The organism is Lysobacter tyrosinilyticus, from assembly GCF_054779815.1.
In genome coordinates, this window is record NZ_BAAGXN010000001.1 from 1,284,051 (window position 1) to 1,305,754 (window position 21,704).

At 65.6% G+C, this 21,704-nt stretch carries 23 protein-coding genes; 18 read left to right on the forward strand and 5 right to left on the reverse strand.

Annotated features, from left to right (window positions below; translation table 11 throughout):
- Nucleotides 1–482, reverse strand: a 482-nt coding sequence (locus tag ACYVGK_RS05480; protein ID WP_460732456.1) for a pentapeptide repeat-containing protein, incomplete at its 3' end; no start/stop codon positions are given.
- 14 nt (nucleotides 483–496) lie between these two features.
- Here ACYVGK_RS05480 and ACYVGK_RS05485 point away from each other — a divergent pair.
- Genes ACYVGK_RS05485 through ACYVGK_RS05495 form a run of 3 tightly spaced genes read left to right on the forward strand, consistent with a single transcriptional unit; the run spans nucleotide 497 to nucleotide 4,801 of the window.
- On the forward strand, nucleotides 497–2,941 hold the full coding sequence (locus ACYVGK_RS05485) for a response regulator (RefSeq protein WP_460732457.1): 2,445 nt from the start codon (nucleotides 497–499) through the stop codon (nucleotides 2,939–2,941).
- Nucleotides 2,934–4,277 (forward strand): chemotaxis protein CheB, encoded by a 1,344-nt coding sequence (locus ACYVGK_RS05490; protein WP_460732230.1) that lies wholly within the window; start codon nucleotides 2,934–2,936, stop codon nucleotides 4,275–4,277. The genes ACYVGK_RS05485 and ACYVGK_RS05490 overlap by 8 nt, the downstream gene beginning before the upstream one ends.
- A 32-nt stretch (nucleotides 4,278–4,309) precedes the next feature.
- Entirely contained in the window at nucleotides 4,310–4,801 is a 492-nt protein-coding gene (locus ACYVGK_RS05495) for a chemotaxis protein CheW (protein WP_460732231.1), read from the forward strand.
- Nucleotides 4,802–4,945: 144 nt separating this feature from the next.
- On the opposite strand, the gene ACYVGK_RS05500 is transcribed toward ACYVGK_RS05495, so the two are convergent.
- Nucleotides 4,946–5,683: a 16S rRNA (uracil(1498)-N(3))-methyltransferase gene (locus tag ACYVGK_RS05500; protein WP_460732232.1), complete on the reverse strand. Its 738-nt coding sequence runs from the start codon at nucleotides 5,681–5,683 to the stop codon at nucleotides 4,946–4,948.
- Complete coding sequence (gene bioA / locus ACYVGK_RS05505; RefSeq protein ID WP_460732458.1) at nucleotides 5,683–7,083, reverse strand: adenosylmethionine--8-amino-7-oxononanoate transaminase; 1,401 nt, start codon at nucleotides 7,081–7,083, stop codon at nucleotides 5,683–5,685. Before bioA ends, ACYVGK_RS05500 begins: the two co-directional genes overlap by 1 nt.
- Nucleotides 7,084–7,204: 121 nt before the next feature.
- Between bioA and nudE the strand changes: the two genes are divergently transcribed.
- From nudE to ACYVGK_RS05525, 4 genes are all read left to right on the forward strand, one after another.
- Nucleotides 7,205–7,753, forward strand: a complete 549-nt coding sequence (gene nudE / locus ACYVGK_RS05510; protein WP_460732233.1) for an ADP compounds hydrolase NudE — start codon at nucleotides 7,205–7,207, stop codon at nucleotides 7,751–7,753.
- The gene (cysQ, locus tag ACYVGK_RS05515; RefSeq protein ID WP_460732235.1) at nucleotides 7,750–8,562 is read left to right on the forward strand and encodes a 3'(2'),5'-bisphosphate nucleotidase CysQ; all 813 of its coding nucleotides are present in this window, start codon (nucleotides 7,750–7,752) and stop codon (nucleotides 8,560–8,562) included. The genes nudE and cysQ overlap by 4 nt, the downstream gene beginning before the upstream one ends.
- 54 nt (nucleotides 8,563–8,616) lie before the next feature.
- Complete coding sequence (mazG, locus tag ACYVGK_RS05520; RefSeq protein WP_460732236.1) at nucleotides 8,617–9,459, forward strand: nucleoside triphosphate pyrophosphohydrolase; 843 nt, start codon at nucleotides 8,617–8,619, stop codon at nucleotides 9,457–9,459.
- A 102-nt stretch (nucleotides 9,460–9,561) separates the two neighbouring features.
- A complete protein-coding gene (locus ACYVGK_RS05525; RefSeq protein WP_460732238.1) occupies nucleotides 9,562–9,864 on the forward strand; it encodes an Mpo1-like protein in 303 nt (100 codons plus the stop codon).
- A gap of 46 nt (nucleotides 9,865–9,910) precedes the next feature.
- Here the strand turns inward: ACYVGK_RS05525 and ACYVGK_RS05530 are convergent, their stop codons facing one another.
- Nucleotides 9,911–10,249, reverse strand: a complete 339-nt coding sequence (locus ACYVGK_RS05530) for a DMT family protein (protein ID WP_460732239.1) — start codon at nucleotides 10,247–10,249, stop codon at nucleotides 9,911–9,913.
- Between the two features lie 128 nt (nucleotides 10,250–10,377).
- On the opposite strand from ACYVGK_RS05530, the gene ACYVGK_RS05535 reads away from it, so the two are divergent.
- The 6 genes from ACYVGK_RS05535 to ACYVGK_RS05560 all read left to right on the forward strand — a co-directional run bounded on the left by ACYVGK_RS05535 (nucleotide 10,378) and on the right by ACYVGK_RS05560 (nucleotide 17,295).
- Nucleotides 10,378–11,088, forward strand: coding sequence for a response regulator transcription factor (locus ACYVGK_RS05535; RefSeq protein WP_460732240.1), 711 nt, complete (start codon nucleotides 10,378–10,380; stop codon nucleotides 11,086–11,088).
- 11 nt (nucleotides 11,089–11,099) lie between these two features.
- Entirely contained in the window at nucleotides 11,100–12,368 is a 1,269-nt protein-coding gene (locus ACYVGK_RS05540) for a sensor histidine kinase (protein WP_460732241.1), read from the forward strand.
- A gap of 96 nt (nucleotides 12,369–12,464) precedes the next feature.
- Nucleotides 12,465–13,988 (forward strand): efflux RND transporter periplasmic adaptor subunit, encoded by a 1,524-nt coding sequence (locus ACYVGK_RS05545; protein ID WP_460732242.1) that lies wholly within the window; start codon nucleotides 12,465–12,467, stop codon nucleotides 13,986–13,988.
- Nucleotides 13,989–13,996: 8 nt separating this feature from the next.
- The gene (locus ACYVGK_RS05550; RefSeq protein WP_460732243.1) at nucleotides 13,997–14,689 is read left to right on the forward strand and encodes an ABC transporter ATP-binding protein; all 693 of its coding nucleotides are present in this window, start codon (nucleotides 13,997–13,999) and stop codon (nucleotides 14,687–14,689) included.
- Between the two features lie 184 nt (nucleotides 14,690–14,873).
- Complete coding sequence (locus tag ACYVGK_RS05555) at nucleotides 14,874–16,106, forward strand: ABC transporter permease (RefSeq protein WP_460732244.1); 1,233 nt, start codon at nucleotides 14,874–14,876, stop codon at nucleotides 16,104–16,106.
- Nucleotides 16,107–16,299: 193 nt separating this feature from the next.
- Nucleotides 16,300–17,295: an isoaspartyl peptidase/L-asparaginase family protein gene (locus ACYVGK_RS05560; protein WP_460732245.1), complete on the forward strand. Its 996-nt coding sequence runs from the start codon at nucleotides 16,300–16,302 to the stop codon at nucleotides 17,293–17,295.
- 72 nt (nucleotides 17,296–17,367) lie between these two features.
- Here the strand turns inward: ACYVGK_RS05560 and ACYVGK_RS05565 are convergent, their stop codons facing one another.
- Entirely contained in the window at nucleotides 17,368–17,841 is a 474-nt protein-coding gene (locus ACYVGK_RS05565; RefSeq protein WP_460732246.1) for a VOC family protein, read from the reverse strand.
- 270 nt (nucleotides 17,842–18,111) lie between these two features.
- Here ACYVGK_RS05565 and ACYVGK_RS05570 point away from each other — a divergent pair, with 270 nt between their 5' ends.
- The 5 genes from ACYVGK_RS05570 to ACYVGK_RS05590 all read left to right on the forward strand — a co-directional run bounded on the left by ACYVGK_RS05570 (nucleotide 18,112) and on the right by ACYVGK_RS05590 (nucleotide 21,606).
- Nucleotides 18,112–18,492, forward strand: coding sequence for a diacylglycerol kinase (locus ACYVGK_RS05570; RefSeq protein ID WP_460732247.1), 381 nt, complete (start codon nucleotides 18,112–18,114; stop codon nucleotides 18,490–18,492).
- A 68-nt stretch (nucleotides 18,493–18,560) separates the two neighbouring features.
- Nucleotides 18,561–19,295, forward strand: a complete 735-nt coding sequence (locus ACYVGK_RS05575; protein ID WP_460732248.1) for a TerC family protein — start codon at nucleotides 18,561–18,563, stop codon at nucleotides 19,293–19,295.
- Nucleotides 19,296–19,553: 258 nt separating this feature from the next.
- Nucleotides 19,554–20,183, forward strand: coding sequence for a LemA family protein (locus tag ACYVGK_RS05580; RefSeq protein WP_460732249.1), 630 nt, complete (start codon nucleotides 19,554–19,556; stop codon nucleotides 20,181–20,183).
- A 28-nt stretch (nucleotides 20,184–20,211) separates the two neighbouring features.
- On the forward strand, nucleotides 20,212–21,108 hold the full coding sequence (locus ACYVGK_RS05585) for a TPM domain-containing protein (protein WP_460732459.1): 897 nt from the start codon (nucleotides 20,212–20,214) through the stop codon (nucleotides 21,106–21,108).
- Nucleotides 21,109–21,117: 9 nt separating this feature from the next.
- The gene (locus ACYVGK_RS05590; RefSeq protein WP_460732250.1) at nucleotides 21,118–21,606 is read left to right on the forward strand and encodes a TPM domain-containing protein; all 489 of its coding nucleotides are present in this window, start codon (nucleotides 21,118–21,120) and stop codon (nucleotides 21,604–21,606) included.
- The last annotated feature ends 98 nt before the right edge of the window (nucleotides 21,607–21,704 follow it).

Genomic DNA, 21,704 nt, shown 5'->3' on the forward strand with positions numbered 1-21,704 from the left:
ACGCGCCGAAGCCGAACGCGCCGAAGCCGAACGCGCCGAAGCCGAACGCGCCGAAGCCGAACGCGCCGAAGCCGAACGCGCCGAAGCCGAACGCGCCGAAGCCGAACGTGTCGAAGCCGAACGCGCCGAAGCCGAACGTCTCGAAGCCGAACGTGCCAAGGCGGAAGAGGAAGCGGAATACGCGCGTCTCGAAGCCGAGTACGCTGAAGCCGAGCGCCACGCCCAGGCACAGCGCGACGCCGACGCGTTGGCGCAGCGCGAAGCCGCGGAGGCTGCGCGTCTTGCTGCCGAGCAGGCAGTGGCCGCAGAAGCCGCACGCATCGCTGAGGAAGAGCGTCTCGAGATCGAGCGTCTGGCCGCGGAACAGGCAGCTGCCGTACAGGCTGCCGCCGAAGCCGAGGCCGAGGCCGAACGTCGCGCGCAGGAAGTCCGCGAAGCCGAAGAGCGCGCGCAGCGCGATGCCGCGGCCGCGGCCGCCGCATTGGCCGCGGCAACGATGCTGCCTACGCCGGAGCCCGATCACGAGCCCGCCGTCGCCGCCATCCTTGCCCATGCGAAGGCGGGTACCGAGGATCCGGATGAGGCGCTCGACCTCACCGGCCTGGATCCGGAGCTGGTCGACATCTTCGTCGAGGAAGGCGCGGACCTGCTCGACCATTCCGACGGTCTCCTGGCCGAGTTGCGCGCCACGCCGGATTCGCGTGAACCGCTGATCGGCTTGCAGCGCGACCTGCACACCCTCAAGGGCGGTGCGCGCATGGCCGGCATCATGGCCGTGGGCGAACTTGGCCACACCATGGAATCGCTGCTCGAAGCCGTGGTCGAAAACCGCGTCGAACTGGGCAGCGACGGAATCCCGCTGCTGGAGCGCGGTTTCGACCGCCTGCACGCGATGGTCACGCGCGTCGGTGCGCGCCAGGCGATCGCGATGCCCGAAGCGCTCATCGTCGAGTTCGACGCCCGTTCGCGTGGCCAGCGCATCGCTGCTCCAGCCGCCGAGGTTGCGGGCGAAGCGCCGCAGCCCACCGCTGCACCTGCACTCGCACCGGCGACGCTGGAACTCAAGCCGCTGTCGGCGCCGATGGTCGAAGCCGTCCATGGCGAGGACGAGGACGTCGGTGCACGCGCACCGCAGGAACAGGTGCGTATCCGCGCCGACCTGCTCGACCGCCTCGTCAACTACGCGGGCGAGGTGGCGATCTATCGCGCCCGTCTGGAACAGCAGTTGGGTGCATTCCGTGGCGCGATCGCGGAAATGGACCAGACCAACCTGCGTTTGCGCGACCAGCTGCGCCGTCTGGAAATCGAAACCGAAGCGCAGATCATCGCGCGCTTCCAGCGCGAGCACGACACCGCGGACGCGACCTTCGACCCGCTCGAGCTCGATCGCTTCTCGACCCTGCAACAGCTGTCGCGCGCGCTGGCCGAGTCCGCAGCCGACCAGATCAGCCTGCACAGCACCCTCGACGACCTGACGCGCCAGTACGAAACCCTGTTGCTGCAGCAGTCGCGCGTGAGCTCGGAACTGCAGGAAGGTCTGATGCGCACCCGCATGGTGCCGTTCGACTCTCTGGTTCCGCGTCTGCGTCGCGTCGTGCGTCAGGCCGCGGGCGAAACCCACAAGCAGGCCCAGCTCAAGCTCGGCAACGCGCAGGGCGAACTCGACCGCAACGTGCTTGAGCGCATGACCGCTCCGCTGGAGCACATGCTCCGCAACGCGATCGCGCACGGTCTGGAAAAGCCCGATCAGCGCAAGAAGGCTGGCAAGTCGGAAGAAGGCTCGATCAGCATCGCCATCCGCCGCGAAGGTTCGGAAGTGGTGCTGGAAGTCGCGGACGACGGCGCCGGCCTCAACCGCGATGCCATCCGAAAGCGCGGCGAGGAGCGTGGCCTGGTCCGCCAGGACGCGGTGCTTACCGACAACGACCTCGACATGCTGATCTTCGAGCCGGGCTTCTCGACGGCCGACGAAGTCAGCCGCCTCGCCGGTCGCGGCGTGGGCATGGACGTGGTGGCGTCGGAAGTGCGCCAGCTCGGCGGCACGATCGACATCCAGTCGAAGGTGGGCGAGGGCACTCGCTTCATCCTGCGCCTGCCGCAGACGCTCGCGGTCACCCAAGCCGTGTTCGTGCGCATCGGCGAGACTAGCTTCGCCGTGCCGATCGCCTCGGTGCGCGGCGTGGGCCGCATGCCGCGCGAAGAAATGGCCAAGGCCGGTGCCGCCTACCAGTACGGTGGCGAAGACTATCCGGTGCACGACCTCGGACAGCTGGTTGGCCATGCGACGGCGAAGGCTGAAGGCCAACTGCAGATGCCGTTGTTGCTGATCCGCGCCGGTGACCTCCGTGCCGCGGTCAGCGTCGACCACGTCATCGGCAACCGCGAAATCGTGGTGAAGCCGGTCGGTCCGCAGGTCGCTTCGGTGCCGGGCATCTTCGGCGCGACCATCATGGGTGACGGTAGCGTCGTGGTGATCCTCGACGTCGCTCCGCTCGTGCGTCGCCAGTCTCTGCTCGCGCCCGAACACCTGCCGACGGCACCGGCGGTCGAACACCGCCGCGTCCCGATGGTTATGGTGGTCGACGACTCGGTCACCATGCGCAAGGTCACCGGTCGCGTGCTGGAACGAAACAACTTTGAAGTGCTAACCGCGAAGGACGGCCTCGATGCGCTGGAGAAGATGGTCGAGCACGTGCCCGACCTGATGCTCCTCGATATCGAAATGCCGCGCATGGACGGCTACGAGCTCGCTACGGCGATGAAGGCCGAACCACGCCTACGCAACGTGCCGATCATCATGATCACCTCGCGTACCGGCGAGAAGCACCGCGAGCGCGCTTTCAGCATCGGCGTGAACCGCTACCTGGGTAAGCCGTACCAGGAGCCGGAACTGCTGCGCAACGTATTTGAACTGCTAGGGATAGCGCGTACCCATGAGTGAGAACGGTCGTCGCGTCGCATTGCTGGCGCGCCCCGGCGTCGCCCGCGACCGCATGCGCGAAGCGCTGCAGCAGGCCGGCGCGAACATCGTGCTGGAAGTCGATCCGACTTCCTCCGACGAAGGCGTCGTGCTCGCGGCGCAGCCGGAGGTCGCGTTGATCGTGCTCGACTCCGCGACGGACGAGGCGCTCGAGCGCTTCGATGGCGTGCTGTCGAATCCGAAGATCGAGGTGCTGTTCGAGGAAGCCGAGCTGGCCATTGGTCGCGTCGGTTGGGATGCCGCGCGCTGGGTGCGCCACCTGCGCGCCAAGCTGGGGCACGCCGACAGCGTGCTGCCGCCGCAAAACGGCGCAGCAGCTTCGACGCAGGCCGCTTCGACGCAAACGACCGCCGTGCCCGCGCCGGTCGCGGTTGAAATCCCCGCGCGCCCCGAACCAGAACCCATCGTCACGCCGGCTCCGGCGAGCATGCCATCGACACCTGTGCCTGCGCCTGTCGTGGCGCCGAAGATGGAGCTCAGCCTGGCTGACATGGACGAGGTCGCTCCAGTCGACGTGCATTCCGACATGGAGTTGGTGACGATCGAACTCGGCGATGAAGCCGCGCACTACGTGCACGAACACGCCGCCGAACCGACGCCGCCACTGACCGCGAAACTCGAGCTGGAACTCCACGACGACACGCCGACCGAAATCAAGTTCGACGGCATGGGCCTCGAGGAAGACCATCCCACGGACACCAGTCGCTTCCACAGCGACATGGCGGACCTGCACGCGCGCATCGCCGAAATGGAACTCGTCGACCACCGCACGAGTGCGCCTACGCGCGGTGCGGTGCTGATCATGGCGGGCATTGGTGGTCCCGACGCCGTGCGTCAGTTGCTGGGCGCCTTGCCGGCCGCGTTCCCGCGCGCCGTACTTGTACAGCAGCGCCTCGACGGCGGTCATTACGACAAGCTCGTAGCGCAGATGCAGCGTGCCACCACGTTGCCGGTCAAGCTGGCCGCCAGCGGTGACACGCTCGAAACGGCGACGGTCTACATTCTTCCGCCGACGGTTGGCTTGCATGAAAACGGGCAGGGGCTGGCGTTCAACGACGCTCCGGCCGATCTGCTGACCGGCTTGCCCGCCAGCGACAGCGCCGTACTGATGCTGAGCGGCGCCGACGCGACGCAGGTGGATGCGGTCATGAAGCTGGCCGCCTCCGGCACGCTGGTTGCCGGTCAGGCATTGGATGGTTGTTACGACGTTGCCGCGCCAGCCGCGCTGGCCGCGCGTGGCGGCCAATCGGGCAAGCCTCAGGATCTGGCGCGGCGCCTCGCCGAGCGCTGGCACTGAGCAAGCTGCACTAGAGAATTCCGGGAATACAGATGAACACCGCAGAGCACAGCACCCAACAGCAGAACGATATTCGAGGCGTGTTGATTGCCGTGGCTCGCGCGCGCCTGCTGCTGCCGAACGCGACGATTGCCGAGGTGATGTCGTTTGCGCCGCCGTCGCCGATCGAAGGGGCGCCGGAGTGGCTGCTCGGCCGCATCCGCTGGCGTGGCTGGGAGTTGCCGCTGATCGCGTTCTCGCGCATGGCCGACATCGCGCCAGAAGCCGGCGGCCTGGGCAGCAAAGTCGTGGTGCTCAAGGCATTGGGTGGCGATCCCAAGCAGCCGTACTTCGCCATCCTGACCCAGGGCTTCCCGCGCTTGGTGACCGTGTCGCCGGATCGCCTCCAGCAGGATCCGGGCGAATTCCTGCCGCAGGGTGTGCACGCGCGCGTCTGGCTCAACGAGGACGAGGCCTACATCCCCGACCTTGAGGCCATCGAAGTCCTGATCGGCAACGCGCTGGCGCAGGCACAAGCCGCGTGATCCCTGCAGGCGTGGTTGCCGACGCGGCCCACGCTTGAATTCGAGTTACCACACCCTCCGTTCGGCGTACGCCCGGTAGGTTTGCTTAAAGGTGTGAAGACCGTTTCGTCATCCCGGCGCAAGCCGGGATCCGGTTTCATTTCATCAGGCCAGATCGCCCAGGCGCGATTGCAATGCGGCAATCGCCGCCAGGCCCGCGGTCTCCGTGCGCAGGATGCGTGGTCCCAGCTTCATTCCCTGGAAGCCGGCGGCACGCAACTGTTCGCGATCGGTCGGCGACCAGCCCCCCTCCGGGCCCACGGCCAGCACGACGGTGGTGTCGGCTTGCGCGGAAAGCTGCGACAGCGCGAGTTCGCCCTCTGGATCCAGGATCAGGCGCAGACCGCCCGCAGCTAGCGCATCCACCGCCGCTGCCAGCGATACGGGTGCGGCGACTTCCGGTACCCGCGCGCGGCCGCATTGCTCGCAGGCGGATGCCACCACGCCACGCCAATGCGCCAGACGCTTTTCCGCGCGTGCTCCGTCCAGCTTCACTTCGCTGCGCTGCGACCACAGCGGCGCGATCGAAGCCACGCCGAGTTCAGTCGCCTTCTGCAGGATCAGGTCCATCTTCTCGCCGCGCGCCACGCCCTGGAGCAGTACGAGACGAAGCGAGGATTCGTTGTCGACCGGCTGGCTGCCCGAAACCGCAACCCGCAACCCGCGCTTGTCCTGGGTGACGATGCGGGCCAGGTAATCATGGCCGTCGCCGTTGAACAGCACGCATTCGTCGCCGATCGACAGGCGCAACACCCGCGAGAGATGGGCGGCCACGCCTTCGGGAAGGTCCAGTTCCGCGCCCGGCGAAAGCGCCGTATCGACATGCACTCGGGTCAGGCGCATCAGGCGAGCTCCGCGGTCGCTTCGTCGATGGCAGTGCGCGTCACGTCGGCCAACAACGCCAGCGCGTCTTCGTCGACGCAATACGGTGGCATCCAGTAGAGGATGTCGCCCAGCGGGCGCAGCAATACGCCGCGGGACAGTGCGGCGCGATACGCCCGCAAACCAATACGGGCCGCCGAATCGAACGGCATCCGCTTGTCGCCGTTTTTCGTCAATTCGAAAGCCACGATCATGCCGGCCTGGCGCACATCAGCGACCTGCGGATGCTCGGCAAACGACGCCGCAAGTTGCGTCATGCGCGCCGCGGTATCGCGGTTGCGGGCGATCACGTCATCGCTGGCGAAGATGCCCAGCGAAGCCAGCGCTGCCGCACAGGCCAAAGGATTGCCGGTGTAGCTGTGCGAATGCAGGAAGGCGCGTTCGCGCGAGTCGTCGAGGAAACCGTCATAGATCCGCTGTGTGGTCAGCACCGCGGCCAATGGCAACGAGCCGCCGGTAAGTCCCTTCGACAGGCACAGCAGGTCGGGTTGGATGCCGGTGGTGCCGCCGTCGCGCGCCGGCGCCTGTTCGCATGCGAACAACGTGCCGGTGCGACCGAACCCGACCGCGATCTCGTCGGCGATCAGGAAAATGCCGTGTTCATCGCACAACTCCCGCACCAGCCGCAGATACAGCGGATCGTGCATGCGCATGCCGCCGGCGCACTGCACGCGCGGTTCGAGGATCAGGGCGCAGATTTCGCCGCCATGGCGTTCGAGGAGCTCGCGCAGGCTGTCGGCGGCGCGCTGAGCCCGCTGGGCCGTGGTTTCGCCCGGTTCGCACAGATAGGCGTCGGGCGAAGGCGCGAACAATGCTTCCGCCAGCAGCGGTGCGTACACGCGGCGATACAGCGGGATGTCGCCCACCGCCAGCGCGCCGATCGTCTCGCCGTGATAGCCGTTTTCCAGCGCCACGAACTTCGTGCGCTGGAGTTCTCCGCGATTGCGGAACCAGTGGAAGGCCATCTTCAGCGCGACTTCCACGCCGGCCGAGCCATTGTCCGCGTAGAAGACCTTGGCCAGCGGCTCGCGGCCGGCCTCGCGCGGGGCGATCCGGAGCAACTGTTCGGCGAGCTCCACGGCGGGTGCGTGCGAGCAGCCGGCGAGGATCACATGCTCCAGCGTCGTGGCCTGCTTGGCGATAGCCGCGGCGATGCGCGGCTCGGCATGGCCGAACAGGTTGGTCCACCAGCTGCTGATCGCATCGAGGTAGCGGTGTCCGTCGCGGCCGATCAGCCACGGGCCTTCGCCGCGCGCAATGGGCAACAGCGGCAGCGTGTCGGGGTGCTCACGCATCTGCGTGCAGGGGTGCCAGAGCACCGCCAGGTCACGCGAACGCCATGCATCGGCCTCGGCTATCATCGTCTTGTTCAAGTCCTGCATCCGGCCATTATCGGCCGGCGAGGGCCAAGGTCCTACTCCGCTGTCGTCCCTCGCCCCGCCTGGGACGACGGTTCTCCGGAACATCTCCCCCCAAATCCGCATGTCCCGCCGTCTGCCCATCATCCACGGCATCACCGAGCACGAGGCCGGCCCGTATCGCCTGGAGCGCCTCGATCTCGAGTTCGCCAACGGCGAACGCCGCCGTTACGAGCGCCTGCACGGCCGCGGTCACGGTGCCGTGATCGTCGTGCCCATGCTCGATGCCGAGACCGTGCTGCTGGTGCGCGAATACGCCGCTGGCATGCACCGATACGAGCTCGGACTGGTCAAGGGTCGCATCGATGCCGGCGAGACCGCGCTGCAGGCCGCCGATCGCGAGTTGAAGGAAGAAGCCGGCTACGGTGCGCATTCGCTCACCCTGCTGCGCGACATCACCCTCGCGCCGACTTACATGAGCCACACCGCACAGCTGGTGGTGGCACGCGATCTTTATCCCGAGCGCCTGCCCGGCGATGAGCCGGAGGAGCTGGAAGTGATTCCGTGGAAGCTCGACGCGCTCCACGAGCTGATCCTGCGCGAGGACTTTTCCGAAGGCCGCAGTATCGCGGCCCTGTTCATCGCCCGAGAGTGGCTGAGGATGCAAGCGTGAGCATTGGCAACATCATCGACGCCGGCATTCGCGAGGAAGTGATTGCCCTCGCGCAGGACGCCGCCGCGGCGATCCTTGGCATCTACGACAGCGAATTCGCAGTGGAGCACAAGGACGACAATTCGCCGCTTACCGCGGCCGATCTGGCTTCGCACCGCTGCATCGTCGATGGCCTGGCGCGGATCACGCCGGATATCCCCGTGTTGTCGGAAGAGTCGGCGCACGAGGTTTCCACGGACACACGCCGGCACTGGCATCGGTTGTGGGTGGTGGATCCGCTCGACGGCACCCGCGAATTCGTCAAGCGCAACGGCGAGTTCACCGTGAACATTGCGCTGGTGGAAGACGGTGTCGCCGTGTTCGGCGTGATCCAGGCGCCGGTCACCGGTCAGTTGTGGCACGGCAGCGCAGAACTCGGCGCCTTCCTGCGCGAACACGGTCGCGACACCGCGGTGCGCGCGCGTGCGCCGGCACGGGCGCCGTTGCGCGTGGCTGCCAGCCGTTCGCACCGCGATACACGCACCCAGGGCTTCATCGATCGCATGGGCGAAGTCGAGCTGCTGGGCCTGGGCTCCTCGCTGAAGTTCTGCCGGATTGCCGAAGGCAGCCTCGATGTCTATCCGCGCTTCGGTCCCACCAGCGAATGGGACACCGCCGCGGGTCAGTGCGTACTTGAGGGCGCGGGCGGTGCGGTGCTGGACCCGCAAGGCCGGCCGTTCCGCTACAACCAGCGCGATACCGTGCTCAATGGCGATTTCGTCGCGCTCGGCGATGCCGCGCTGCCGTGGCGGCAGTGGATGGGCGCCTGACGTCTGGCGCATCTCGAATTTCAACGATTTCAATCTGCTCCACGACAGGTGAGCATGAACGACTTGCCGCACGATCACCGCGACATCCACACGCTGCTCGCGATCATGGCGCGCCTGCGCGACCCGGATGGCGGCTGTCCCTGGGACGTGGAGCAGACCTTCGCCACGATCGCGCCGTATACGATCGAAGAAGCGTACGAAGTCGCCGACGCGATCGACCGCAACGATCTGCACGCGTTGAAGGACGAGCTGGGCGACCTGTTGCTGCAGGTAGTGTTCCATGCCCGGATGGCGGAAGAGCAGGGCAGCTTCGCTTTTGGCGACGTGGTCGCGGCGATCAGCGACAAGATGATCCGTCGCCACCCGCATGTCTTCGCCGACGCCACCGTCGAGGATTCGGAAGCACAGACAGCGGCGTGGGAAGAACAGAAGCGCCGCGAGCGCGAATCTTCGGGCCATGCCGACACCTCCGTACTCGCCGGCATTGCCCGCGGCCTGCCCGAGTGGCAGCGTGCGGTGAAGCTGCAGAAGCGTGCGGCGACAGTGGGTTTCGATTGGCCGGATATCACGCCGGTGATCGCCAAACTCCACGAGGAAATCGAAGAGGTACGGGCGGAGTTCAGCGCGATCGCGCAACAGCCCGATGACCTCGCGGCGCGCGATCGGCTCGAGGATGAAATCGGCGATCTGTTGTTCGTTGCCGCCAATATCGCCCGGCACGCGAAGGTCGATGTAGGCGCCGCCATGCGGCGCGCCAACCTCAAGTTCGAGCGCCGCTTCCGCGCGATGGAATCACTGGCCGAGGCCTCGGATGTCGCGCTTGCCGCCCTGTCGCTGGAAGCGCAGGATCGTCTGTGGGAACGGGCGAAGGTGGACGAGAAAGCCAAGCTCGGCTAGCCCCTTGTAGAGCGGAGCTTGCTCCGCTCATGCGTCAGCTACGGAGCACGTGGAAGGCAAAGGCAGCGGAGCAAGCTCCGCTCTACAACGGACGAGGGGACGATGAGCCGCTTCAACAGTTTCCGCGAGTTCTATCCGTTCTATCTGAGCGAACACAGCAACCGCACTTCGCGCCGTTTGCACTTCATCGGCAGCTGCGGTGTGCTGGTGCTGTTGGGGCTGGCGATCTGGAGCCGCACCGGCTGGTGGATATTGGCGGCGTTGTTCTGCGGCTATGGCTTCGCGTGGGTGGGGCATTTCTTCTTCGAGAAGAACCGGCCGGCAACGTTCAAGCATCCGTTCTATTCGTTCGCCGGCGACTGGGTGATGTTCAAGGACATCGTCATCGGGCGAATCAAGTTCTAGGGTTGGGTCGCACCAGCAGGTGTGTCGAGGCCTTCGACGTCAGCATTCACTCGCGGAAGATCAACCACGCCGCCACGACGATAAGACCGAAGCCGGCCCAGTGATTCCACTTCAATGGCTGGTCCAGGTACCAGGTCGAAAAACCGGCGAACACCAGCAGGGTAATCACTTCCTGCATGCCCTTGAGTTGCGGCGCCGAGTACATCGCGCTGCCAAGGCGATTGGCCGGCACCATCAGGCAGTACTCGAACAGCGCGATGCCCCAGCTGGCGATGATGGCGGTGGTCAGGGGTGCCGATTTGTAGCGCAGGTGGCCGTACCAGGCGAACGTCATGAATACATTGGAGCCGAGCAGCAGCAGCGCGGGATAGAAGCGGTCGATCATGGGGTCGCCAAGGCAAATTGAGACAGGAAGATGAACCGCCATTTTGCCTGCCTTGGGCCCGCTCTTCACGGAGCGATTACCCTCCACCGTGCATCTTCACAAACCTGAAGTCGAACGGGAGCCCTGTCATGCAAACGACGCGCGATGGCGGACTGGTCCTCATAGTCGAGGACAACCGCAATATCTCCGAGATGGTGGGTGAGTATCTGGAAGGTCGTGGGTTTGAAGTGGATTTCGCGGCCGACGGCGTGGACGGCTATCGGCTGTCCACCGAAAACAGCTACGACGTGATCGTGCTGGATCTCATGCTGCCGCGCATGGATGGCATCGAGGTCTGCAAGAAGCTGCGCGAGGAAGCGCACAAATCGACGCCGGTGTTGATGCTGACCGCCCGCGACACGCTGGACGAGAAGCTGAATGGCCTTTCTGTTGGCGCCGACGATTACCTGACCAAACCCTTCGCGATCCAGGAGCTCGAGGCCCGGCTGCGCGCATTGATCCGGCGCGAACGCCGCCAGGTCGGTGGTGAAGTCCTGAAGGTCGCCGACCTCGTCCTCGATCCCGCCAGCCTGCGCGTGACCCGTGGGGGCACCGAGCTGCAGCTGTCTCCGATTGGCCTGCGCCTGCTGACCATCCTTATGCGGGAGTCGCCGCGCGTGGTCAGTCGTCAGGAAATCGAGCGCGAGATCTGGGGCAATGGCCTGCCGGATTCGGACACGCTGCGCAGCCATCTCTACAACCTGCGCAAGACCATCGACAAACCGTTTGACAAGCAATTGCTGCATACCGTGCAAAGCGCGGGCTACCGGATCGCCGACATCTCGCAACCGCCGGATTGACCCGGGCACGCATGACCCAAGGCCTTCCGCGCAAAATCAAGCTGGCTTTCATCGCACAGGCCCTGGTAGCCAGCATAGTGCTGTTCCTGTTCATTCTTGCGCTGGGATTGGCGGTCCGGCAGAGCATCGTCTACGCATTCGCGAAACGCGAAACTTCGCGTTTCTGGATCGAGCAGCCCAAGGACGCCAATGCCGCGCTCCTGCGCGGTCGCACCTTCAACAGCTGGTTCGTACCAGCCGGTGGCGGCGTGGATTCGCAACCGATGTCCGTACGCGAGCTGCCAGAGGGCTTCAACCAGCTCGCCTTCAATAACTATGTTTTCGTCAGCGAGCGACCGGCCGGCCGCTTCGCAGTGGCGATCGAAACGGAAGTGATCGACTACGTGATTCTCTGGACGCTCGTGGGCGCACTGCTCCTTGCGTTGCTCACGTCGTACTTCATGGCCTGGCTGACCTATCGCACGACCAAGCGCCTGGTGGTGCCGGTCAGCTGGTTGGCGGACGTGGTCGAAGCCTGGGATCCGCGCGCACCCGATACGTCCGCCATCCGGCCGAACCGGTTGCCACCGGATTCCGGCAATGAGGTGCGCCAGCTGACGGGAGCGTTGACCGACCTCGCCGACCGCGTGACCAATTTCGTCCAGCGCGAACGCGACTTCACCCGCGATGCCAGCCACGAACTTCGCACGCCACTCACCGTCATTCGCGTCGCTACCGATTTGATGCTCGCCGCTCCGGACACCAGCGAGCGCCAGTTGCGTTCGCTGGCGCGCGTGCAGCGTGCCGGGCGTGACATGGAAGCAGTGATCGATGCCTTCCTGATCCTCGCGCGCGAAGCGGAAGTCGAGCCGCTGAGCGAAGACTTCGACGTACGCGAAGTCATCGCGCACGAGGTCGCGCGCGTGCAGCCGCTGCTGGCGGGGCGGCCGATCGCGCTGGAAGTCATCGATGACGGTGCACCGAAGCTGTTCGCGCCGCCGCACGTGCTTGCGGTGATGATCGGCAACCTGCTTGGCAACGCGGTGCGTTTTACCGACATCGGTCGCATCGAACTGCACCTGACTCCGCAGCGCATCGAGATCCACGACACCGGTATCGGCATGACCCCGGAAACGCTGATCAAGGCCTTCGACCCGTTCTATCGCGCCGATCCCGCCCGTGACGAGGGCCGCGGCATGGGGCTGTCGATCGTGCGACGCCTGGGCGAACGTTTTGGTTGGCCGGTCAGCCTGCAGAGCCAGGCGGGGCAGGGGACCGTCGCAACGATCCGCTTTGCCTGATCAGGCAGTTCGACATCTCTCGCCAAGGCTCGGGGGGCTTGTCAACCGAGGGCCTGTTCGAGCGTTATATCCATCGACTTCCTCTTTGCCGTGTCCATGAGCGCCCCCCGCAAGCCTTCGCCCGCCCGCAAGCCATCCGCCTGGTCACGCCCAATCGCCATTGCCGTCGTCGCGCTCGCCGTCGTCTCCGGCGGCGTCTACTACTGGCATCATCGCAGCAGTGAAGAAGCCGCTTCAGCCTATCGCACCGCGAAGGTCGATCGCGGCGACATCCGCGTCACCATTTCCGCGACCGGCGCGCTCAATGCCACGTCCAAAGTCGACGTCGGCAGCCAGATTTCTGGCCAGGTCACCGACGTATTGGTCGACTACAACGACCACGTGAAAAAGGGGCAGGTCATCGCCCGCATTGATCCCAGCACCTACGAGGCACAGATCGCGCAGGGCAGTGCGCAGATCAACGCCGCGCGCGCGAACCTGGCGACCGCGCAGGCGACGCTGCGCAATGCCGAAGTCGACTACAACCGCAAGGACGAACTCGCGCAGCAGCAGCTGATCGCGCGCGGTGATCTCGATCTGGCCCGCGCAGCGCGCGACCAGGCACGCGCGCAGGTGGCATCGGCGCAGGCGCAGATCAACCAGCAGACGGCTTCCACGCAGACCACGCGACTCAACCTGCAGCGCACGGTGATCCGCTCGCCGGTCGATGGCGTGGTCCTGTCGCGCTCGGTCGAACCGGGCCAGACCGTGGCTGCGAGCCTGCAGGCGCCGGTGTTGTTCCAGATTGCCGAAGACCTGTCGCAGATGGAGATCCTGCTCGCCGTCGACGAGGCCGACATCGGTCAGGTGAAGCCGGGCCTCGAAGTCGGCTTCACCGTGGACGCATTCCCGGAGCGTCGCTTCCGCGGCAAGGTGAAGCAGGTACGCCTGGCAGCCACCAATACCAGCAACGTGATCACTTATCCGGTAGTGGTGACGGTCGACAACGCCGACCAGTCGCTGTTGCCGGGCATGACCGCCAATGCCGAGATCGAAGTCAGTCATCGTGATGACGTGCTGCGCGTGAGCAACGCCGCACTGCGCTACAAGCCGGACGACGAGAGCGCCGAGGCCGGCACGCAACAAGGCGGCGGCCGCGGCGGCTTCGCCCAGGATTTCGAGCGCATCGCGAAATCCCTGCAGCTCAATATCGAGCAGCAGGCGGTGTTCGATCAGGCGCTGGCAGTGATGAAACAGCGAGCGGCGGCGCGCATGGCGGCGCCGGCGGCACAGAATTCCGGCGCGACCCTGTTCGGGCGTGGTCCGACTGGCGGCGGCAACAACCGTGGCAGCACTGGCGGCGGTAACGGTGGCGCCATGCGTCAGCGCATGGCCGAGCGTTTCAACCAGCAGTTCGCCGCGTTCAAGGCCACACTCGACGAACGCCAGAAGACCCAGTGGGAGAGTGAAGTCGCGGCCCTGCTCGGTTCGCGTCGCGCTCCCATCTACAAGCTGGTGAATGGCAAGCCACAGGCCGTGACGGTGCGCGTGGGCGCTTCGGATGGCAGCAACACCGAGGTGTCCGGCGATATCCACGAGGGCGACGAGATCGTCGTGGGTAGCGGACGCGGCAAGCAATGAGTGCGGCGGTGACAACCAACTCCGTGATCGAAACCCGCGCGCTGGGCAAAGTGTATTCGCCCGGTAGCGAAGCGGAAGTCGTGGCCCTGCGTGGCGTGAATCTGCGCATCGGCTCCGGCGAATTCGTCGCAATCATGGGGCCGTCGGGCTCGGGCAAGTCGACGTTGATGAACTTGCTCGGCTGTCTCGATACACCCTCCAGCGGCACGTGCCTGTGCGATGGCATCGATGTCGCGACGTTGGATGCCGAGCAACGCGCCGCGCTGCGCCTGGAGAAGATCGGCTTCGTCTTCCAGGGGTTCAATCTGCTGCCGCGCATGAATGCGCTGGAAAACGTCGCCATGCCGATGGGCTACGCGAATGTGCACCGCGAGGAGCGGATGCAGCGGGCGCGTGATGCACTGCAGGCGGTAGGTCTGGCCGAGCGCGCCGGCCATCGCCCCAGTGAACTCTCCGGCGGCCAGCAGCAGCGTGTGGCGATAGCGCGCGCACTGATCAACCGTCCGCCGATCCTGCTCGCGGACGAACCCACCGGCGCGCTCGACAGTCGCACTGGCGAGGAAATCCTGGCGTTGTTCAAACGCCTGCAGCAGGAGGACCACACTGTCGTGCTGATCACCCACGATCCGGATGTGGCGCAGCATTGCGACCGCATCTTCGTCATGCGCGACGGTGAGCTGCATGAAGGAAGTGCGCCGTGATCGCCGTGACGCTGCGCCTTTCTCCCTCCCTTTCGCCGCAGGCGAAGGGGAGGGTTGGGGAGGGGTATGAGCGCCGAAGGCGCGAATGGGCCTTTCCAAAAACAAACGCAGAAGCAAAGGCACCCCTCCCTAACCCTCCCCTTGCGCTGCGCGCAAAGGGAGGGGACAAAGCGGCAACCTCGCAATGAATTTCATTGAAGTCCTCCACACCGCCATCTTCGCCCTGCGCGGCAACTGGCTGCGCAGCGCACTTACCTCGCTCGGCGTGATCATCGGCATCGCCGCGGTGATCGTGATGGTGTCGGTCGGACAGGGCACGCAGGCCGAGATCGACAAGCTTGTTTCAGGGCTGGGTTCCAACCGCCTCGACATCGGCGGTGCCGGTGGCTTCGGCGGTGGCGGTGCGCGTATCGCTGCGGGCAGCCGCTTCTCGTTGAACGAAGCCGATGCCGGCGCGATCCGCGACGAAATTCCCGAAGTGCAGTACGTCGCCGCGATGCTGCGTGGCGGCACGCAGGTGGTGTACGCCGAGAACAACTGGTCGACGCAGTGGCAGGGCGTGCAGCCGGATTTCTTCGCCATCAATGGCTGGGAGATCCAGGACGGCAATGCCTTCGAGAGCAGCGACTACAACGGCGCGAAGACCGTGCTGCTCGGCGAGACCGTGCGTCGTGAACTGTTCGCCGACGAGGATGCGGTGGGCCAGACGGTTCGCATCGGTCGCGTTCCATTCACCGTGGCTGGCGTGCTGAAACCCAAGGGCCAGGGCGGTTTCGGCCAGGACCAGGACGACATCGTGCTGGTGCCGCTGGAGACCGCGCGCCGTCGCTTGATGGGCGCCTCCAATGTTCCGCCGGGCGCGGTGCAGCAGATCGCACTGGGCGTGACGCGGGCGGAAGACGTCAACTATGTGCAGGGCGAAGTCGAGGCATTGCTGCGCCAGCGTCACAAGATCCAGCCCGGCGACGACGACGATTTCAGCGTGCGCAACATCGCCGAAGTCGTGGCCACGCGCACCCAGACCACGCGGCTGATGTCGCTGCTGCTCGGCGCAGTGGCGACGATCTCGCTGGTGGTGGGTGGCATCGGCATCATGAACATCATGCTGGTGTCGGTGACCGAGCGGATCCGCGAGATCGGCCTTCGCATGGCAGTCGGTGCGGGCCCCGCGGACATCCGTCGCCAGTTCCTGGCCGAAGCGATGCTGATCTCGCTGATCGGCGGGGTAATCGGCATTGCGCTAGGCGTGGTGGGGGCCCTGTTGGTGGGACGCTTTGGTTCGCTGCCGGTGGCGCTCAATGGCCAGGTCGTCGCCCTGGCGGCGGGCTTCTCGATCGCCACCGGGTTGTTTTTCGGCTACTACCCGGCGCGCAAGGCCTCGCAACTGGATCCGATTGAAGCCCTGCGCCAGCAGTAGGTGCCTGGCTCGCCCGGCACGCGCTCTTTCCTGCGGTAGACCGCATTCTTTGTAGAGCGGAGCTTGCTCCGCTGCTTCTGGATTTGTTGTCGCGCCAAGCCAGGCGCGGGTCTGGGAGAGCTGCGGAGCAAGCTCCGCTCTACAAAGCCAGGAGCGGCGCTTTATGCTTGGCCGGCACCTTCCGGAGCCAGCCATGCGTCGCCTTTCCGTCCTCCTGCTCGCACTCGCCGCCATTACCGCCCACGCCGAAGACAAGCCGAAGACCGCACTGGTGATCCACGGTGGTGCCGGCGTGATCGAACGCAGCGCCCTGAGCGCGCAGGACGAACGCGAAGTTCGCGCTGCGTTGAACCGCGCACTCGATGCGGGTAATGCGGTGCTGTCGAAAGGCGGCACCGCTTTGGATGCGGTGGAAGCGGCAATCGTGGTGCTGGAGGAGTCGCCGCATTTCAACGCCGGCAAGGGCGCGGTATTCAATGCCGAGGGCAAGCACGAGCTCGATGCCTCGATCATGGAAGGACACACCCGTCGCGCAGGTGCCGTCGCCGGCGTCACTACGGTGCGCAATCCGATCCGGTTGGCACGCGCGGTGATGGAACACAGCCCGCACGTGATGTTGGCGGGAATGGGAGCGGAGAAATTCGCCGACACCCGTCCGGAAATCGAACGCGTGCCCAACAACTGGTTCGATACCGAGCGCCGCCGCAAGCAGCTCGAAGCCGCGCAGGCCAAGGAGCGCGCCGGCGCCGCCATCGTCGAGAAGGGCAAGTACTTCGGCACCGTCGGTGCGGTGGCACTCGATGCGCAGGGTCACATCGCCGCGGCGACCAGCACGGGCGGCATGACCAACAAGCGCTGGGGGCGCGTGGGCGATTCGCCGGTGATCGGCGCCGGCACCTGGGCCGATGATCGCTGCGGCGTTTCGGGTACCGGCTGGGGCGAGTTCTACATCCGCAATGCCGTGGCGCACGACATCTGCGCGCGCGTGGCCTATCGCGGCGATGCGCTGGCAGCGGCCGCCGATGAAGTGGTGAACAAGATCGTTCCCGCGGCCGGCGGTGACGGTGGTGCGATTGCGCTGGACCGCGACGGAAATATCGCGATGCCGTTCAACACCAGCGGCATGTATCGCGCGTGGATCAAGCCGGATGGTTCGCGCGGTACGGGAATCTTCCGCGACGAGAAGTAGGTGCGCGCCCCGGCTGGCTGGAAGCAGAGACGGCGAGGCGCAATCACACCTCGCCGCCGGCTGTAGGGTGCGTCAGGCGTTGGCGCTCTGCTGCTTCGACCACTCCTTCATCGCTTCGCGCATTTCATCCGGACTCACGTCGCGCACATGCGTGCCAAGCGACCACTTGTGCCCGAACGGGTCGATTACCGTGCCCATGCGATCGCCCCAGAATTCGTCCTTCACCGGACGCTCCGGTTTCGCGCCGGCCTTCACCGCGCGCTCCCAGGCCGCGTCGGCGTCCGGACCGTAGATGACGAAGCTGGATGTCGCGCCGCCGCGCTTGTTCGGGCCGAGCGCCTGCATGTCCGGCCATTCGTCCGACAGCATCAGTTGGGTATCGCCGATGCGGATTTCGGCATGACCGATCTTGTCGCCCATCGGCAGGCGATACAGCTCCTCGGCGCCAAAGGCCCGTTCGTAGAACGCGATCGCCTTGGCGGCATCGTCGACGATCAGGTAGGCATTGACCGAGTGGTAGCCCTCGGGAACGGGATTCACGGACATTGCGGTGCTCCTTGCGGGGAGAAGAGACGGCAGGCTGCGCCCGGCCGCGTTAGCCGGCAATGATCGTTCTTGCCCGTTCCGGTGAATCGGCGGGCGGTCGTTGGTCAGGGGCGGGGGGTGGCACGCTTGTGGCAGAATCCCGGGCTGATTACGGCGCTTCACGCCGCGTCGCCCGGCCCGTTACGGCCGTACCGGAACTACTTTCCATGCCGATTTTCGAGTCGATTTCTCCGCTGCTGCGCGCCCTCCCCGAGTCACGGGAGGTGGGCCATGGCTGATACCACCGGTCATCTTCCGCGCGATCCCGCGCGCATCCTGAAGGCCGCCAAGTGGTCGATGCAGGGGCTGCGGGCCGCGTGGACCCACGAGTCCTCGTTCCGGCTCGAGGTCTACCTGTTCGTGCTGCTGGCCCCGGTTGGCTGGTGGCTGGGCCAGACCCCGGTGGAGCGCATCCTGATGATCGGGTCGATCCTGCTGGTGATGAGCACCGAACTGCTGAACTCGGCGATCGAAGCGGTGATCGAACGCTACGGTCCGGAATTCCACGAGCTTGCCGGCCGCGCCAAGGACATGGGCTCGGCGGCGGTCTTCGTGCTGATGATGAACGTCCTGCTGGTGTGGGGCGCGATCCTGGTGCCGCGTTTCCTGTAACGCGGACTCATCAAATTCCCCGATATGCCTGACGGCGGGCCGAGGCCCGTCCTACCGAGACTGCGCAAGTGATCGAACTGCTAACCGACCCGCAAACGTGGATCACCCTGGTCACCTTGAGCGCGATCGAGATCGTGCTGGGTATCGACAACCTGGTGTTCATCTCCATCGCGGTGAGCAAGCTGCCGCTGATGCAGCGCGAGAAGGCGCGCAAGTTCGGTATCGCCGTCGCCTGCCTCACGCGTATCGGTCTGCTGCTGACGCTGGCGTGGCTGGCGGGCCTGACCACCGACCTGTTCCATGTGTTCGGCCAGGGCATCTCGATGCGCGACCTGGTGCTGATCCTGGGTGGCGTGTTCCTGTTGGTGAAGGGCACTGCCGAGATCAAGGACCTGATCATCGGCGAGGACGAGTCCGAGGATGTGCACACCAAGCCGGCGGTGTCGTTTCTGGGCGTGATCGCGCAGATCGCCGTGATCGACATCGTGTTCTCGCTGGACTCGGTGATCGCTGCGGTCGGCATGGCCAACCAGACGCCGGTGATGGTCGCCGCGATCCTGCTCGCCGTGGCGGTGATGCTGCTTGCCGCCACGCCGCTGGGCCACTTCATCGAGCGCAACCCGACCATCAAGATGCTGGCGCTGGCCTTCATCGTGCTGGTGGGTGCGTACCTGATCGCCGACGGCTTCGAACTGCATATCCCGAAGGGCTACCTCTACGGCGCGATGGGCTTCTCCGCGCTGGTGGAGTGCCTGAATCTCTGGGCCAAGCGCAACGCGATGCGGCGGGTCGAGGCGGACTGAGGCCTTTTCTCCCTCACTTTCGCCTAGCGAAGGGGAGGGCCGGGGAGGGGTACGAAGTGCCACAGACACGATTGTTGTTGTCTAAACAACAACAGCAAACGCACCCCCTCCCAACCTCCCCCTTTCGCTGCGCGAAAAGGGGAGGAGCAGAACGACGGCGCGCAGGGCATGGACTCATCACGCCGGCTTAATTCCGGCAGATGCTGCAATGCGCGACGAACGGATCGTTACCACCTAGCCTCCACTAAGGGGAATTCCATGCGCAAGCTCCTCATGACGCTGGTCCTGGTCTGCCTGGCCGGCATGCTCAGCGGCTGCGGCTACAACACCATCCAGCAGAAGGACGAGGCGGTGAAGGCTGCCTGGTCGCAGGTGCTCAACGTCTACAAGCGCCGCGCCGATCTCGTGCCGAACCTGGTCGCCACCGTGCGCGGCTACGCCACCCACGAGCAGCAGGTGCTGACGCAGGTGACCGAGGCGCGTTCCAAGGTCGGCAGCATCAACGTCAACGCGGACGATCCGGCTTCGATCCAGCAGTTCCAGCAGGCCCAGACCGAACTGAAGAGCGCGATCGGCCGCCTGCTGGTGGTCAGCGAGAACTACCCGCAGCTCAAGGCCGACCAGAACTTCCTGCAGCTGCAGGCGCAGCTGGAAGGCACCGAGAACCGCATCTCGGTGGAGCGCCAGCGCTACATCGTGTCGGTGCAGGACTACAACACTTTCATCCGCTCGTTCCCGCAGAACCTCACCGCGAAGGTGTTCGGCTACCAGACCAAGCCGAACTTCACCGTCGAGAACGAACAGCAGATCCAGGAAGCGCCGAAGGTCGACTTCGGTCAGCCGGCGCAGCAGCCGCCGGCGCAGCAGCCCGCTCCGTCGGGTGGCTGAGCGCTGAAGGCGCCTTGAGCCCGTGATATTGCGGCGTTTCATCGTCCTCGTCGTGCTGATGTGCGCCTGCGCGTTAGCGCAGGCGCAGCAGCTGGCCGCGATTCCGCCGCTGACCGGTCCGGTCATCGACACCACGATGACGCTGGACGCGGCGACCAAACAGCAGCTGGAAGCGCAGGCATTGGCCTTGCAGCAACGCAAGGGCAGCCAGCTGCAGGTGCTGATCGTGCCGACCACGGAGCCGGAGGACATCGCGCAGTACGCGGTGCGCGCGTTCGACGAGTACAAGCTCGGGCGCAAGGGCGTCAACGATGGCTTGTTGGTGGTGGTGGCAAAGAACGACCATCGCGTGAAGATCGAAACGGGTTACGGCCTCGAAGGCGCGATTCCGGACGCGACCGCCATTCGCGTCATCAGCGAATACATGGCACCGAAATTTCGTGCTGGCGACTTCAATGGCGGACTAGTCGACGCGACGGCCGTGCTCGTGAAACTTGTCGACGGCGAGGAATTGCCGGCGCCGCTGGTAGAAACGCGGCATAGAGGCAAAGGAGGCGCGGGCGGCGGATTTCTGTTCGCACTGTTCGCGGCCTTCATCGTGGCTCAGGTCGCGCGCGCCTTCCTCAATCCGGTGCCCTCATTCCTGCGCGGCCTGTTGGGCGGTGCCGCGGCCGGTGGCGTCGCCTGGCTGATTTCTTCCGCGCTGGTGGCCGGCGGCATCGGCGGTCTGATCGGTTTCTTCGTGGGCCTCGCCAGTCTGCCCAGCGGCCGTTATGCCGGTGACCGTCATTGGGGCGGATTCGGTGGTGGTGGTGGCTGGGGCGGTGGTGGATTCGGTGGCGGCGGCGGTTTTGGCGGCGGCGGAGGCGGTTGGTCCGGCGGCGGTGGCATGAGTGGAGGCGGCGGCGCCTCCGGCAGCTGGTAGGAGCCTGCGATGCGATTGCTCAAGCACCTGTTCGCCATGCCTTCGCGGCGCCTGTTCTCGTCGGATTCGCTGCAGCGCATTGCCGCTGCGATCGCGGCCAGCGAGGCGCGCCATACCGGCGAGATTCGCTTCGCCGTCGAGAGCGCATTGCACCCCCGCGCGGTACTCGCGGGCGCGCAGGCACGCGATCGTGCGCAGGAAGTCTTCGCGCAACTGCGGGTCTGGGACACCCACGCCAACAACGGCGTGCTGCTCTATCTGCTGCTGGCCGATCACCGCATCGAGATCGTTGCCGATCGCGGCTTCAATGACCGGGTCAGTCCCGAGCAATGGCGCGGCGCGTGTCAGCTGATCGAGGAGCGGTTGCGCGCAGGGGAGCCGGAAGCGGCAGTCCTGGGTGGCATCGAGGCATTGTCGGAACTGGTCGAAGCCCACTTTCCGCGCGACGCGGACTACGTCGATACGAACGAGCTGCCCGACGAGCCGCATCTGCTGTAGGACGGCTGTTCCGGGTCTTGTAGAGCGGAGCTTGCTCCGCTGCGCCGTCAGGTGCCGGGAAAAGCAGCGGAGCAAGCTCCGCTCTACAAGTGGCAGCC